This is a genomic window from Cellulosimicrobium sp. E-16, from assembly GCF_049913115.1.
Classification (GTDB): domain Bacteria; phylum Actinomycetota; class Actinomycetes; order Actinomycetales; family Cellulomonadaceae; genus Cellulosimicrobium.
Genome location: NZ_CP183974.1, coordinates 1,439,349 through 1,454,582, shown reverse-complemented (window position 1 = coordinate 1,454,582; position 15,234 = coordinate 1,439,349). Strand labels below are relative to the sequence as shown.

Sequence of the window (15,234 nt, the reverse complement as noted above, 5' to 3'; positions counted from 1 at the left end):
TCGCCGACGGCGCGGCGAGGCCGCCGCTACGGCACGGGCCACCCGTTGGTCAGGCATCCCTGTGCCGAGATCGACTGCTGCACCATCACCGGCGCGACGGCGCCCGGGGCCGGGCAGTCCTCGTGGCCGTGCCCGAGCACGTGACCCACCTCGTGGTTCACCAGGTACTGGCGGTACGTCGCGACGTCGTCACCGAAGTCGGGGGCGCCGAGCACCCAGCGCTCGAAGTTGAGCACCGCGACCCCGGTCACGGAGTTGCCGCACGAGTACGTCCCCTCCGTCGCGAGCGGCGCGCACAACCGGTCGGTCGTCGCGGGGCTCGCGAGCACGACGCGGATCGACGCGTCGTCGGCCGCCGTCCGGGAGAACGTCACGCCGTCGGGGCCGGACCACCCGCGCGGGTCGTTGAGCGTGGCGAGCACCGCCGTCGCGAGGACCTCGCCGTCCACGGGCAGGCCCTGCTCGACCTCGACCCGCACGGACCGCACGGTGCCCGTCCCGGGGGCCGGGGCCTCGCCCGGGACGACGTCGAGCGTGCCCCCGAGGTCGGGCGCGACGACGACCTCGCCCACGAGCCCGGAGCCCGGCTCCGCGACCGGCTCCGCGGGCGTCGTCGGCGTGGGTTCGGGCACCGGCTCCGCCTCGGCCGCCGGCGGCGGCTCCGCAGGAGCGAGCGGCACGACCACGTCCGGGCGCGGCGCGACACGCTCGCGGAGCTCCGGCCCCTGCACCACGTCGCCCGCGCGCTCCGCGCCGGACCGGCTCGCCGTGTCGGCCTCGTCGCGGACCGGAGCGGGCGGGTCCTCGCGGTCCGCCGAGACGGGCGCGGTCACGCTCGGGACGTCCCACACCTCCGCCGTCGCGGCGCCGCCGCCGAACCCGACCACGAGGCAGGCGGCGACCGCCGCACCGTGCCGCACGCCCCGCGAGGAGCGCTGCACGCGAGCTGACGACGGCCGGTTCGGGGGGGTATGTCTGTCGGGCACCCGCCCATCGTCCCACTCCTCGCGACGCCCGGTCGACACCGGGCGCCGTTTCCGTATCCTCCCCCCATGACGGGAGCCAGCGAGGGACGCACGCGCGGCACGGCCGGGCCGCCCGTCGCCGCGCGCACCCGGATGCCCCGGGACGAGCGGCGGACGCAGCTCCTGACGATCGCCGAGGAGCTCTTCGCCTCCCACGGCTACCACCACATCTCGATGGACGACATCGCGGACCGCGCCGGGGTCGGCAAGCCCGTGCTCTATCGGCACTTCCCCTCGAAGCTCGACCTCTACCTCGCGCTCATCGACGACCAGGGCGACCGCCTCGTCCGCGCCGTCCACGTCACGCTCGACCCGTTCCGCGAGCCGGCCCCCGGGATCTCCGCGAGCGACCTCGACGCCCTCGCGGTCGACGGTCTCGCCGTCATCGAGGGCATCGTCCGGGCGTACGTCGCCTACGCGCGCACGGCCGGCAGGTCCGCGGCGCTGCTCTTCGAGTCCGACGTCATGCGCGACCCGGTGGTGCGGGCGCGCGTGCTCGCCCCCGACGCCCGCATCGCGGGGGCGTTCGCCGACGTGCTCGTCCGGATCACCGACCTCGACGCCGACGAGGCGCTCGTCGTCTCGCGGACGTGCACGGCCGTCGGCCGCGCGGCCGCGACCGAGGCCGTCCGTCCGGACGGGACGGCGTCGGCCGACGACGTCACCCGGCTCGTCCCGCGCCTGGTCTGGCGCGGCGTGCACGGGATGCTGCGCCGTCCGCGGACCGGAGCCCCGGATGCCTCGGGGGCCCCGTCCGCCGACGTCGCCTCCGGACCGGGCGCGGCGCTCGACGGCTCGACCGCGGGAATCTGACTACTATCGAACGCGTTGTCGCCGGTGGGACGCCCACCGGCGGACCGAGGCCCGTCGTCGCTGCGCCTGGCGCAGCCGCTGTGAGGAGATGTGAGTGGAAGTCACGATCGGTGTGCAGAACCTGGCCCGTGAGCTCGTCGTCGACACGGACCTGTCCGCCGAGGCCGTGGCGACCGCCGTCGCGGACGCGCTCGGCGGCGCCCCCGCCCTCGAGCTCACCGACTCGCGCGGTCGCCGCGTGATCATCCCGACGGCGTCGCTCGGCTACGTCGAGATCGGTACCGAGGAGCAGCGCAAGGTCGGTTTCGGCTCGCTCTGACCGCCACGGCCTGACCGTCGACGAGGCCGCCGTCGCGCCCCCGGGCGCGACGGCGGCCTCGTCATGCCGCCAGACCCAGGCGGTCCATGCGCCGGGAGTGCTCCGCCGTGAGGCGCGAGAAGACCCACGACTGGGTCGCCGGCGCCGGGCCGGTCGACGCGGGCTCGGCCGTCGCGTCGATCCCCGCGGCGACGAGGCGTGCGAGCGCGGGCCGCTGGGCGAGGACGACGCCGACGACGCCCAGCGCCTCGCCGACGAGGCGCCGGCCCCACAGCGCGAGCCGGGACGCGAGCACCGGGTCCGCGGCGGCGGCGTCCGCGATGACCGGGGCGTAGCGCTGCGACGGCGTGTCCTGCGTGAGCGCCTCCACGACGACGTCGCGCGAGCGCTCGTCGAGTCCCTGCGCGGCGAGCAGGCAGAAGTCGTCGGCGACGCCCTGGCCCACGTACCCCTTGAGGATCCCCTCCCACCACGTGCTGGGGCGGGTGCGCGCGTCGAAGTCGTCGAACAGGCCGTCGAAGGCGGTCATGCAGTCGGCGGGGTCCCCGCCCAGCTCGTCCACGCGGACGAGGACGCGCTCCTGCCGGTCGAGCATCGCCGCCGCGAGCCGCGAGAGCGCCTGCCGCTGACGCAGCGTCGGCGCGTGCGCGGCATCGCCCGCGAGGCGGCCGAAGCTCGCGAGCTCGGTGTACGCGACGAGCCCGAGCAGCTCCACCGCGTCGGCGTGGTCCGCCGTGGACAGGGTCGTGGGGCTCGCGTGCTCGGCGTCGCTCATCGGGCCAGGATAGTTCTCCGATATCATGGCGGGCGTACATCGGTTGCCCGGTCGTCCAGACCTCACGCTCGTCACGCGAACGACGACGGCACGGCACGGTCCGCAGCGCGGACCGGGCCACGACATTCACGATCGGCTGCCGGCCACGAGGCGCGTACGACCGCGACCGGGAGTCCCTCCCGGTGCCGGGCCCACGGCGGGCCCGCGGACGGTCGCGCGTGCCCGAACGAGACAGAGGCACCAGTGACCACCACAGACGCGACCAGCACCGACGCGACTCCTGACGTGAGCGCGGACGCGACCACCGTCGCCGCCAGCGTCCACGCGGACAACACCACCTTCGCCGACTTCGGCGTGCGTCAGGAGATCGTCGACGCGCTCTCCGACGCGGGGATCGTCCAGCCCTTCCCCATCCAGGCGATGACGCTGCCCGTCGCCATGTCCGGCCACGACATCATCGGCCAGGCCAAGACCGGTACGGGCAAGACCCTCGGCTTCGGCGTGCCGCTGCTGCACCGCGTCGTCGCCCCGGGCGAGCCCGGGTTCGACGAGCTCCCCTCCCCCGGCAAGCCGCAGGCGCTCGTCGTCGTCCCGACGCGCGAGCTCGCCGTCCAGGTCGCGAACGACCTCACCACGGCCTCCAAGCGCCGCTCGGTGCGCATCGTCCAGCTCTACGGCGGCCGCGCGTACGAGCCCCAGGTCGAGGCGCTGACGCGCGGCGTCGAGGTCGTCGTCGGCACCCCCGGCCGCATGATCGACCTCATGAACCAGGGCCACCTCAACCTCACGCGCGCCGCGACCGTGGTCCTCGACGAGGCGGACGAGATGCTCGACCTCGGCTTCCTCCCGGACGTCGAGAAGATCCTGGCCCGCACGCCCGCGCAGCGGCACACGATGCTCTTCTCGGCGACCATGCCGGGCGCCGTCGTCTCGATGGCGCGCCGCTACATGAAGCAGCCGACGCACATCCGGGCGAACGACCCGGACGACGGCGGCCAGACGGTCAAGAACATCGAGCAGGTCGTCTACCGCGCGCACGCGCTCGACAAGGTCGAGATGCTCGCGCGCATCCTCCAGGCCGACGGCCGCGGCCGCACCATCGTGTTCGCGCGGACCAAGCGCACCGCGGCGAAGGTCGCCGACGAGCTCGTCGACCGCGGCTTCGCGGCCGGCTCGATCCACGGCGACCTCGGTCAGGGCGCGCGCGAGCAGGCGCTGCGCGCGTTCCGCAACGGCAAGATCGACGTGCTCGTCGCGACCGACGTCGCGGCGCGCGGCATCGACGTCGAGGACGTCACCCACGTCGTCAACTACCAGTGCCCCGAGGACGAGAAGACCTACCTGCACCGCACCGGCCGCACCGGCCGCGCGGGCAACAAGGGCACCGCGGTCACGTTCGTCGACTGGGACGACATCCCCCGCTGGTCGCTCATCGACAAGGCCCTCGACCTCGGCATCCCCGAGCCGGTCGAGACGTACTCGAGCTCACCGCACCTGTACACGGACCTGCACATCCCCGAGGGCACCAAGGGTCGTCTCCCCCAGGACCGGCGCACCCTCGCCGGGCTCGACGCGGAGGAGATCGAGGACCTCGGCGAGACCGGCAAGCGGCACACGCCGGCCGGCGGGTCCCGCGGGCGCCAGGGCGGCCGGTCCGACGGTGGGCACCGCCGGGGCGAGCAGGGCGACCGCGGCCGCTCGGGCGGCCAGGGCCGTTCGGGCGGGCGTCGCGCAGAGGGCGAGCGCTCGGGCGGCCGTCCCGAGGGCGAGCCGACCGACGCCACCGCGGGCGCGCCGTCCGGGAACGCGCCGTCCGAGGGCGGCGAGCGCCGTCGTCGGTCCCGGAACCGTCGCCGCACGCGCGGCGGTCGCCCCGTCGAGCAGCAGGGCGGCGCCGAGTCGGCCGCCCAGCCCGCGGAGTAGCCCGGGCCGAGCAGTCCGGAGCCCGACGACGAACCCCGGGTCTCTCCTCACGGTCACCGTGCCGTGGGGAGCGATCCGGGGTTCGTCGCGTCGGGGGGCCGGTCAGTGCACGTGCGCGTCCCGACCCGCGAACCACACGGCGACGCCCTGGACGGCGGCCGCGGCGACGAGCAGGAGGATCGGCAGCGTCCACGCGCCGGTCGCGTCGTGCGCGAGGCCGAGGCCGAGGGGCCCGGTCGCGGCGAGCAGGTAGCCCGCGCTCTGCGCCATGCCGGAGAGCTCGGACGTGTGGGCGGCGTCTCGGGCCCGCAGGGCCATGAGGGTGAGCGCGAGGCTGATGCCGCCGCCCTGGCCGAGGCCCACGAGCACGACCCAGAGCGCCGCGGCGCCGGGGGCGAGGGCCAGCCCGAGCAGGCCGGACCCGACGAGCACGACGAGCACGATCCCGATGCCCCGCTGGCGGCGCATGCGTCCGGCCAGCACCGGGGTCACGAACGACCCGAGGATGCCCGCCAGGTTGCACAGCGCGAGGAGCCAGCCGCCTGCCTCCGGCGTCCGGCCGAGCGCGACCATGATCTCCGGGAGCCAGGCGTTGACGGCGTAGAACGACAACGACTGCATGCCCATGACGACCGTGACCGCCCAGGCGAGCGGGCTCCGCCACACCGCGGAACGGGCGACCCCTGCGCCGGCGCCCGCGCCGAACGCCGTCGCCCCGGCCGGGTCGGGCCGCAACGCGCGCGGCACCCACACGAGCACGCCGAGGACGGCGAGCACGCCCCAGGTCGCGAGCGCCCCGCGCCAGTCGAGACCGGCCGCAGCCGCGACCGGGAGCGTCAGCCCGGCGGCGAGCGCCGCGCCACCGGACAGCGCCATCGAGTACAGCCCGGTCATGAGGCCGATGCGGTCGGCGAAGTCGCGCTTGATGAGCGCGGGCAGCAGGACGTTCCCCAGGCCGATCGCGCACCCGGCGACCACGGTCCCGGCGAAGAGCCCCCACGTCTCGGGGACGAGCCGGAGCGCGAAGCCGACGCACAGCACGACGAGGCTCACGAAGAGCGCGCGCTCGAGCCCCCAGCGCCGCGCGAGCACGGGCGCGAGCGGGGCGAGGAGCCCGAAGCAGAGGACGGGCAGCGTCGTGAGCACGCCCGCCGCCGCCGCGCTGAGCCCCAGGTCGGCGCGGATCTCGCCGAGCACGGGCGAGATCGAGACGACGGCGGGGCGCAGGTTGAGCGAGGCGAGGACGATCGCGACGACCGCCCCCACCCCCAGCGGACGGCGCAGCCCGCTCACGCGTCGACCTCCCCGGCTCCCGCACGACCGGGGCCTTCCGCGGCAGCCTCCACGAGCTGCGCGCGCACGGCGTCGATCGTCGCGGTCACCGCGCGCTCGGCCGCGTCGGCGTCGCCCGCCCGGATCGCGGCCACGACCTCCTCGTGGCCGGGGACGTCGCGGTGGTGGCGGCGCCGCTCCCCCGTCGGGAAGGTCCGGACGAGCGCGTGGTCGAGGCCGTCGTACAGGTCGGCGAGCAGCGGGTTGCCGGCGGCCCGCACGACCTCGGCGTGGAACGCGACGTCGGCGGCCTGGAACGCGTCCTCGTCCGCGTCGCGGGCCGCGGCCTGGGCCGCGAGCGCGGCGTCGAGCCGGGCGAGCGCGCCCGCGTCGCGCCGTCCCGCCGCCGCCCGCGCCGCACCCCGCTCGAGGATGCCGCGCACGTCGAGCACGTGGAAGGCGTCGGTGGTCCGCGCGCGGCGGGCCAGGGCGGCGTCGAGGCCGTCGGCCGCGCGGACGTAGGTGCCGTCGCCGCGCCGGGGCTCGAGCACGCCCGCGTGCTCGAGCGCGCGCACCGCCTCGCGCACGGTGTTACGACCCACGCCGAGCTCGGCGACGAGCTCCGGCTCGGGCGGGATCCGCGTGCCGACGGGCCACTCACCCCGTGCGACGCGCTCGCTGAGCCGTTCGACGACGAGCTCGGACACCTTGCGGGGCGGGACGATCGGCTGACTCACGGAAAGAACCTAACATCCCCTGTTTGATCGGGGCGACGAGGGCGGGCCGTACGGGGTCTCTCGTACGGGGATTGACCAGCAGGCGGCGCCAGGAGGACCTTGCGCGGGACCGCTCCTCGACGACGAAAGCGAGACCGCCATGGACCCCATCACCCCACGACGCCGACGGCTGCGCAGGCTCCTCGCGCTCGTCGCCTCGGCGACGCTCGTCGGGACGCTGCTCACCGGGACCACCACCGCCACCGCCGCGGACACCGAGCTCGCCGTCAACGGCGGGTTCGAGTCGGGGCTGTCCGGCTGGACCTGCTCGGGCTCGACCGGTCAGGCGACCACGAGCCCGGTCCGCACCGGCAGCGGTGCGCTGCGGGCCACGCCCGCGGGCGCGGACAACGCACGCTGCTCGCAGCCCGTGACCGTGCGGCCCTCCTCGACCTACACGCTCAGCGCGTGGGTCCAGGGTGCGTACGTGTACCTCGGGGCGAGCGGCGCGACCGCGCAGGACGTCTCCACCTGGACGCCCTCGGCTTCGACCTGGCAGCGCCTCAGCCTGACGTTCACCACCTCGGCGACGGCCACGGCGGCGACGATCTACCTGCACGGCTGGTACGGCCAGCCGGCCTACGTCGTCGACGACGTCAGCCTCGTCGGCCCGGGCGGCGGCACGACGCAGCCGCCCACACCCACCGGCCTCACCGCCGGCACCCCGACGGCCAGCAGCGTGCCCCTCACGTGGGGCGCCGTGACCGGCGCCACCGGCTACGCCGTCTACCGCGACGGCACGAAGGTCGCGACCACCACGACCCCGTCCACGACCGTCACCGGGCTCGCCGCCTCCACCGCCTACTCCTTCCAGGTCACGGCGACCAACAGCGCCGGCGAGTCCGCCCGCTCCACCGCCGTCACCGCGACCACGACCGGCGGCACGACGCAGCCGCCGGCCACCCCGACCGGCCTCACCGCCGGCAGCCCCACCGCCAGCAGCGTGCCCCTCACGTGGGGCGCCGTGACCGGCGCCACCGGCTACGCCGTCTACCGCGACGGCACGAAGGTCGCGACCACCACGACCCCGTCCACCACCGTCACCGGGCTCGCCGCTGCCACCGCCTACTCCTTCCAGGTCACCGCCAGCAACGGCTCCGGCGAGTCCGCCCGCTCCACCGCCGTCACCGTCACGACGGCCGACGGCGGCGGCACCGGGGGCGACCTCCCGCCGCACGCGCTCGTGGGCTACCTGCACACGTCGTTCGCCAACGGCTCGGGCTACACCCGCATGGCGGACGTCCCGGACTCGTGGGACGTCATCAACCTCGCGTTCGGCGAGCCGACGTCCGTCACGTCCGGGGACATCCGGTTCAGCCTGTGCCCGCAGACCGAGTGCCCGAACGTCGAGTCGGTCGCGGAGTTCAAGGCCGCCGTCGCCGCGAAGCGTGCGGCGGGCAAGAAGGTGCTCCTGTCGATCGGCGGGCAGAACGGGCAGGTGCAGCTCACGACGACCGCCGCGCGCGACGCGTTCGTCGCCTCCGTGAGCTCGATCATCGACACCTACGGGCTGGACGGGGTCGACATCGACTTCGAGGGCCACTCGCTGTACCTGAACACGGGCGACACGGACTTCCGCAACCCGACCACGCCGGTGATCGTCAACCTCATCTCCGCGCTCAAGTCGCTCGCGGCGCGCTACGGCGACGACTTCGTGCTGACCATGGCCCCGGAGACGTTCTTCGTCCAGAACGGCTACCAGTTCTACGGCTCCGGCCCGTGGGGCGGTCAGGACCCGCGGTGCGGCGCATACCTGCCGGTCATCCACGCGCTGCGCGACGACCTGACGCTCCTGCACGTCCAGGACTACAACTCGGGCCCGATCATGGGGCTCGACGACCAGTACCACACCATGGGCGGCGCGGACTTCCACATCGCCATGACGGACATGCTGCTCACCGGCTTCCCGGTCGCGCGCGACACGTCCAAGGTGTTCCCCGCGCTGCGCCCGGACCAGGTCGCGATCGGCCTGCCGGCGAGCACGCACGCGGGCAACGGTCACACCGCGCCCGCCCAGGTCAACCAGGCCCTGGACTGCCTCACGAAGGGCACGGGCTGCGGGTCCTACCAGACCCACGGGCGCTGGCCCGCGTTGCGCGGCCTCATGACGTGGTCGATCAACTGGGACCGCTACAACGGCTGGGAGTTCTCCCGGAACTTCGACGCCTACTGGCCCTGACGACCCGCCGCGACGAACCGGCCGTGACAGCCGGCGTCCGGGGGCCGCGACCCCGGACGCCGGCCGTCCGCCTCAGTCGTCCCAGCGCACGTCGTGCACGCGGTTCCACCCGATGCCCGCGGCGTCCCAGCGGGGGGCCAGCCGCACGATCCGTGCCTCGAAGTCCTCGTAGTCGCGGTCGGCCTGGGCGGTCCACGCCACCTCGGCGAGCGCGGGCAGGCGGGGGAAGGTCATGTAGTGCACGTAGACGTCGACGTCGACGAACTCGTCGGTGCTCGTCGGCAGGTGCGTGAGGCTGTCCGGGTAGGAGCGGTCCGACCACAGGGGTGCCTCGACCCCCGCGACACGTCCGGCGACGTCGACCTTCCGCTCCGGGTCGAGGGTCGACGTCAGCTCCGTCTCGGGGTCCCACGAGTACGCGCGCTCGAGGTCGATCCGCGCGGCCCACTCCAGCCCGTACGGGGTGAGGTCGTCGTACTTCATGTCGAGGTACGTCCGGTCCGCGGGCGACATGACGAGGTCGGCACCCGCGGCGAGCGCCGCGCGGACCTCCTGGACGTCCGCGGTCTCCCGCGCGGTCCCGATGAGCCCCTGGTTGCGCTCGCCCACGCCCCAGTACTGGATGAGGCTGCCCTCCGGCAGGGTCGTCCCCTGCGCCCACTGGTGCCAGCCCATGACCGTGCGCCCGTGCTCCTCCGCCACGATCTCGTTCGCCGCCGCGGTGTAGTTCTCGTACCACCCCTCGGCGGGGCTCGGGGCCTCGTCCCCGCCCAGGTGGACGTACGGGCCCGGGTTCTGCGCGACCACGGCCGCGAGGACGGTGTCGAGGTACTCCCGGACCGCCGGCATGTTCTCGTCGCTCGAGCAGATCATGGGGTTGTTCACCTCCGGACCCCAGTACGGCTCGCCGGGCGTCCCGTCGCAGCGCAGCGAGCCCAGGACGGACTGCGCGGCGAGCGTGTGCCCGGGCCCGTCGATCTCGGGGACGACGGTGACGAAGCGGTCGGCCGCGTACTCGACGATCTCCGCGTACTCCTCGGGCGTGTAGAACCACGGCCCGCCCGTGCCCGGCGGCCAGCCCTCCTGCGTCCGGCCGCCCACCTGGGTCAGCTCGGGCAGGCCGTCGACCGTGAGCCGCCAGCCCTGGTCGTCGGACAGGTGCAGGTGCAGCACGTTGAGGCGGTAGTCCGCGAGGTGGTCGACGAACCGCTGGACGTCCTCGACCGGGGCGAAACGCCGGGCGACGTCGAGCATCGCGCCGCGGTACGCGTAGCGCGGCTCGTCCGCGATCTCGACCGCCGGCACCTCCCAGGCGACGCCGTCGACGGGGGCGGGCGCCTCGACCTCGGGGGGCAGGAGCTGGAGCAGCGTGCGCGTGCCGCGGTACAGGCCCGCGGGCGTCGTGCTGGCGAGCACGACGCCGTCCTCCCCGGCCTCCAGGGTGTACGCCTCGGCCGCGGGGTCGTCGAGCAGGCCGTGGGGGTCCCAGGACTCGCCGCCCGGCTCGAGCCGGAGCACCACGGCCCCGGCCTCTGCGGCAGGCTCGTCGCCGGCGTCCCGGACGACCGGGAGGTCGAGCGCCGTGGGCGTCCGCAGCTCCTCGGCGAGCAGCTCGCCCACGTGGACCACGCCCTCCTGCCCGACGGCGCTGCCCGCCGCCGCGTCGACGACGACCCGGGTCGCGTCGTCGAGCACGAAGGACGCGGAGTCCGAGACCTCGACCGACGCCGGGAGGGGGACGAGCCCGAGCTCCTGCGCCGTCGGTCCCCCTCCGGGGGCGGCTGTGCAGCCGGAGAGGGTCACGACCCCGCTCACCCCGATCACGGTGAGAACGCCGAGCGTGCGTCGCGCCGAGTGCCTGACAGTATTCATGAGGACCCCTGCCGAACTCGTCGCGCGGACGGCCGTCGTCCGCACCGCTGCCGACCCTAGCGCTCTCCCGCCGGCCTCCGCGAGGCCTTGCGCGGCGCCCCGAGGCGCCGAGTCAGGAGCCGCACCCCGGCACGACCCGCGGCGCAGCGGGCGTCAGGCCGCCTGGACGAACTGCGTGACGGCGTCGGCGACGAGCTGGACCGCGATGGCCGCGAGCAGGAGACCGGCGATGCGCGTGACGAGGATGGTCCCGGAGTCGCCGAGCACGCGGTTGATGACGTTCGCGAAGCGCATGGAGAGCCAGAGGCACACGTGCACCGCGACGACGCCGGCGACGATCGCGACCCACTCCGCGACGCCGCCCCCGCGCTCCCCCGCGCGCTGGACGAACACCATGGTCGCGACGATCGCGCCCGGGCCCGCGAGCAGCGGCGTCCCGAGCGGCACGAGCGCGACGTTGACGCCCTTGTTGCCCGACGGCTGCGGCTCCTCCATCTTGCCCGTGAGGAGCTCCATCGCGACGAGGAGCAGCAGCAGGCCACCCGCGGTCTGGAGCGCGGGCAGCGAGATGTGCATGTAGCTGAGGATCTGCTGGCCGAACGCCGCGAACGCCACGATCACGCCGAACGCGACGAGGATCGCGGTGCGCGCCGCCTGGTTGCGCTGCTTGGCACCCATCGCGCTCGTCAGGCCCAGGAACACCGGCACGGTGCCGGGCGGGTCCATGATGACGAACAGGGTGACGAAGACCTCCGTGAAGAGCCGGACGTCGAAGAGCTCGCTCATCGTCCGATCATCGGATCACGTCCAACTGTCCCAGCTCCTCGATCTGCTCCAGCACGGTCGGTGCTGTCGTGTTCTCCCCGAGCCGGTTCGGTTTGCCGGCCCCGTGGTAGTCGCTCGACCCGGTGACGAACAGGCCCAGGGTGCGGGCCAGGTCCTCGAGCCGTGCGCGCTGACGCTCGTCGTGGTCGCGGTGGAACACCTCGAGCCCGGCGAGGCCCGCCGCGGTCATCTCCTCGATCACCGCGTCGGACACGACGCGCCCTCGACCGTCCGCGCCCGGGTGGGCGAAGACGGGCACACCGCCCGCGGCACGGATCCCCCGCACCGCCGCGACGGCGTCGGGCGCGTAGTGGGGCACGTAGTACGGGGTGTCGGTGGCGAGGATCGTCGCGAACGCCGCCGAGCGGTCGGGCGACAGCCCTGCGGCGACGAGCGCGTCCGCGATGTGCGGCCGCCCGATCGTCGTGCCCTCGACGGTCTGCGCGAGCACATCATCCCACGTGATCGGGTAGTCCTCGGCGATCAGGTCGACCATCCGGCGCGCCCGGCTCGTGCGCGCGTCGCGCGTACGGTCGAGCTCCGCGAGGAGCGCCGCGTGCGCCGGGTCGTGCAGGTAGGAGAGCAGGTGCACGCTGATGCCGCCCGAGCGGGCGGAGATCTCCGCGCCGCGCACGAGCGCGACGCCGTGGCGCAGCGCGGCGTCCGTCGCCTGCGCCCAGCCGGCGGTCGTGTCGTGGTCCGTGAGCGCGACGACGTCGAGCCCGGCCGCGGCCGCGGCCTCGACGACCTCCCCCGGCGCGTCCGTGCCGTCCGACGCGGTCGAGTGGGTGTGGAGGTCGATGCGCACGGGACCCAGGATAGTGACGGGACACCGGGTCGGCGGCACGGGACCCGCACACGATGTGCACACGGGGCGCGGCCCCTCACCACGGCCGTCCCAGGCTGGGGTGCCACAGTCGACCGCGATGACCCCCACGACGCTCTCCGCCGCCGCCCCAGCCCGCTCCGTCCACGGTCCCGCCGACGCACCCGCGAGCGCCCCGCAGGCACCCCCCGGCGTGGTCTTCGTGCACGGCATGCGCACGTCCGGCGCGATCTGGGACCACCAGGTCGAGCACGTGCGGTCGCTGGGCCACGACGCCGTCGCGGTCGACCTGCCCGCGCACGGCACCCGCGCGCACGAGCGCTTCACGCTCGACCGGTCCTTCGAGGTGATCGACGAGGCCGCCGCCTCGTTCGGCCCCGACCGCCGGGTCGTCCTGGTCGGGCTCTCGCTCGGCGGCTACACGTCGCTCGCCTGGGCGGCCCGCCGCCCCGCGAACCTCGCGGGCGTCGTCGCCGCGGCGTGCACGTCCGACCCCAAGGGCAAGCCCGTCGCGCTCTACCGCGACGTCGCGCGCCTCGTCGTCGCGGGCGGGGGCGCCGTGGGGCGCGGTGCCCGCTGGGTCGCGCGCACGAGCGCGGACGCGTGGGGCACGATCGCCCGGAGCGGGCGCTCGCTCCCGGGCGGCGCGGCGTCGTCCTACACGCTCACCGGCCCTGCCGACGCGGGCACGCCGACCCCGGTCGCGCCCGGCTGGCACGTCGTCACCGACGCCCTCACCCAGCTCGCGGGCCGCTCGTGGCTCGCCCACGTGCGCGACGTCGACGTGCCGGTCTGGCTCGTCAACGGCGCCCGCGACCACATGCGGCTCGACGAGCAGCGCTACCTCGCCGCGGCCGCGGACGCCGCGCTCGTCGTCGTGCCGCGCGCCGGCCACGACGTCAACAGCGAGGCTCCCGAGGCGTTCAACCGCGTGCTCGGGCGCGCGCTCGCGGACTTCGGCCGCGTGCGCGGTGCGAGACTGGGGGCATGACCGACGCCACCCCCGTCACGCCCGAGCCCACGTCCGAGACGCCCGACCAGGCCCCCCAGAACGCCGGCGAGGGCCAGGACCTGGCCGCGCGCGGGAGCAACCGCTCGCAGCGCCCGGACTCCGACGCGTTCAAGGCCTTCATCACGAGCGGCTGGGCGCCGCGCGCCGAGCTCGACGTCGAGCCCCTCCCGGCCGCCCCGTACACCGTCGCCCGCCGCGCCGCGCTGTCCGCCCGGTTCCCGGGCGCACGCCTCGTGGTGCCCGCCGGCCCGCTGAAGACGCGCTCGAACGACACCGACTACCGGTTCCGCCCGCACTCGGCGTTCGCGCACCTCACCGGCTACGGCACGGACCAGGAGCCCGACGCGGTGCTCGTGCTGCACCCGGTGGATCCCGGGACCGGCGACGGCGGCTCGGACCACCACGCCGTGCTCTACGTGCGCCCGCTGGCCGCGCGCGACACCGAGGAGTTCTACGCCGACTCGCGCTACGGCGAGTTCTGGGTGGGCGCGCGGCCGTCGCTCGACGACGTCACGACCGCCACCGGTGTCGAGGCCCGCCACGTGGACGAGCTGCGCGACGCGCTCGCGAAGGACGTCGGCCCGGGCGGGGTGACGCTGCTCGTCGTCGCGGGCGCTGACGAGGCCGTCGAGGCGCTCGTCGAGGCGATCCGCGCCGAGGCCGGGCTGGACGACGTCGAGGCCGCCCAGGAGGAGCAGCTCACCGAGGCCGAGTGGCTCGCGCGCGCGGAGGCCGCGTACCGCCGCACGGACGCCGCGCTCGTCGAGGCCGTCTCCGAGCTGCGGCTCGTCAAGGACGCCCACGAGGTCGAGCAGATGCGCGAGGCCGTCGCCGCGACGATCGCGGGCTTCGAGGAGGTCGTCCGGACCTTGGCGCGCGCCGTCGAGCACCGGCGCGGCGAGCGCGTCATCGAGACGACGTTCGACGCGCACGCGCGGCTCGAGGGCAACACGGTCGGCTACGAGACGATCGCCGCGGCGGGCGAGCACGCGACGACGCTGCACTGGATCCGCAACGACGGCGTCGTGCGCACGGGCGAGCTCGTGCTGCTCGACGCGGGCGTCGAGGTCGACTCGCTCTACACCGCGGACGTCACGCGCACGCTGCCCGTGGACGGCGAGTACACCGAGGTCCAGCGCCGCGTGTACCAGGCGGTGCTCGACGCCGCGGACGCCGCGTTCGCCGTCGCCGTGCCGGGCGCGCGCTTCCGCGACGTGCACACCGCCGCGATGGAGGTCATCGCCGCGCGCCTCGAGGAGTGGGGCCTGCTCCCCGTGAGCGCGGCCGAGTCGCTGTCGCCGGACGGGCAGCAGCACCGCCGCTGGATGGTGCACGGCACGAGCCACCACCTCGGCCTGGACGTGCACGACTGCGCCCAGGCGCGCCGCGAGCTCTACCTCGACGGGGTCCTGGAGCCCGGCATGGTCTTCACGATCGAGCCGGGTCTGTACTTCAAGGCGGACGACCTCGCGGTCCCGGAGGAGTACCGGGGCATCGGCGTCCGCATCGAGGACGACGTGCTCGTGACGGCCGACGGCAACGAGAACCTCTCGGCCGCGCTCCCCCGCCGCCCCGAGGACGTCGAGGCCTGGATGGCGCGCCTGCGCGGCTGAGCCC

At 75.0% G+C, this 15,234-nt stretch carries 13 protein-coding genes; 6 read left to right on the top strand and 7 right to left on the bottom strand.

Going from position 1 to position 15,234, the window contains the following annotated elements; translation table 11 throughout:
* Window positions 1-26: 26 nt before the first annotated feature.
* On the bottom strand, window positions 27-941 hold the full coding sequence (locus ACN9MS_RS06355) for a DUF3152 domain-containing protein (RefSeq protein ID WP_426311181.1): 915 nt from the start codon (window positions 939-941) through the stop codon (window positions 27-29).
* 111 nt (window positions 942-1,052) lie between these two features.
* Between ACN9MS_RS06355 and ACN9MS_RS06350 the strand changes: the two genes are divergently transcribed.
* Window positions 1,053-1,838 carry a TetR/AcrR family transcriptional regulator gene (locus ACN9MS_RS06350; protein ID WP_426311180.1) on the top strand — a complete coding sequence of 262 codons (786 nt, stop codon included), beginning with the start codon at window positions 1,053-1,055 and terminating at the stop codon, window positions 1,836-1,838.
* A gap of 94 nt (window positions 1,839-1,932) precedes the next feature.
* Window positions 1,933-2,157 (top strand): DUF3107 domain-containing protein, encoded by a 225-nt coding sequence (locus tag ACN9MS_RS06345; protein WP_047234756.1) that lies wholly within the window; start codon window positions 1,933-1,935, stop codon window positions 2,155-2,157.
* Window positions 2,158-2,218: 61 nt separating this feature from the next.
* On the opposite strand, the gene ACN9MS_RS06340 is transcribed toward ACN9MS_RS06345, so the two are convergent.
* The gene (locus tag ACN9MS_RS06340) at window positions 2,219-2,932 is read right to left on the bottom strand and encodes a ferritin-like fold-containing protein (protein ID WP_426311179.1); all 714 of its coding nucleotides are present in this window, start codon (window positions 2,930-2,932) and stop codon (window positions 2,219-2,221) included.
* A 243-nt stretch (window positions 2,933-3,175) separates the two neighbouring features.
* Between ACN9MS_RS06340 and ACN9MS_RS06335 the strand changes: the two genes are divergently transcribed.
* Entirely contained in the window at window positions 3,176-4,855 is a 1,680-nt protein-coding gene (locus ACN9MS_RS06335; RefSeq protein WP_426311178.1) for a DEAD/DEAH box helicase, read from the top strand.
* 102 nt (window positions 4,856-4,957) lie between these two features.
* Here ACN9MS_RS06335 and ACN9MS_RS06330 read toward each other — a convergent pair whose 3' ends face one another.
* Window positions 4,958-6,148, bottom strand: a complete 1,191-nt coding sequence (locus tag ACN9MS_RS06330) for a CynX/NimT family MFS transporter (RefSeq protein WP_426311177.1) — start codon at window positions 6,146-6,148, stop codon at window positions 4,958-4,960.
* Entirely contained in the window at window positions 6,145-6,864 is a 720-nt protein-coding gene (locus tag ACN9MS_RS06325) for a FadR/GntR family transcriptional regulator (protein ID WP_426311176.1), read from the bottom strand. The genes ACN9MS_RS06330 and ACN9MS_RS06325 overlap by 4 nt, the downstream gene beginning before the upstream one ends.
* Window positions 6,865-7,003: 139 nt before the next feature.
* Here ACN9MS_RS06325 and ACN9MS_RS06320 point away from each other — a divergent pair, with 139 nt between their 5' ends.
* A complete protein-coding gene (locus tag ACN9MS_RS06320; RefSeq protein ID WP_426311175.1) occupies window positions 7,004-9,082 on the top strand; it encodes a carbohydrate binding domain-containing protein in 2,079 nt (692 codons plus the stop codon).
* A 72-nt stretch (window positions 9,083-9,154) separates the two neighbouring features.
* Here ACN9MS_RS06320 and ACN9MS_RS06315 read toward each other — a convergent pair whose 3' ends face one another.
* From ACN9MS_RS06315 to ACN9MS_RS06305, 3 genes are all read right to left on the bottom strand, one after another.
* A complete protein-coding gene (locus tag ACN9MS_RS06315) occupies window positions 9,155-10,954 on the bottom strand; it encodes a beta-N-acetylhexosaminidase (protein ID WP_426311174.1) in 1,800 nt (599 codons plus the stop codon).
* 153 nt (window positions 10,955-11,107) lie between these two features.
* Entirely contained in the window at window positions 11,108-11,740 is a 633-nt protein-coding gene (locus ACN9MS_RS06310) for a MarC family protein (RefSeq protein WP_426311173.1), read from the bottom strand.
* Window positions 11,741-11,747: 7 nt separating this feature from the next.
* Entirely contained in the window at window positions 11,748-12,587 is an 840-nt protein-coding gene (locus ACN9MS_RS06305) for a PHP domain-containing protein (protein ID WP_264031786.1), read from the bottom strand.
* A gap of 118 nt (window positions 12,588-12,705) precedes the next feature.
* Here ACN9MS_RS06305 and ACN9MS_RS06300 point away from each other — a divergent pair, with 118 nt between their 5' ends.
* Window positions 12,706-13,596, top strand: coding sequence for an alpha/beta fold hydrolase (locus ACN9MS_RS06300; RefSeq protein ID WP_426311172.1), 891 nt, complete (start codon window positions 12,706-12,708; stop codon window positions 13,594-13,596).
* Window positions 13,593-15,230 carry an aminopeptidase P family protein gene (locus tag ACN9MS_RS06295; protein WP_426311171.1) on the top strand — a complete coding sequence of 546 codons (1,638 nt, stop codon included), beginning with the start codon at window positions 13,593-13,595 and terminating at the stop codon, window positions 15,228-15,230. Before ACN9MS_RS06300 ends, ACN9MS_RS06295 begins: the two co-directional genes overlap by 4 nt.
* The last annotated feature ends 4 nt before the right edge of the window (window positions 15,231-15,234 follow it).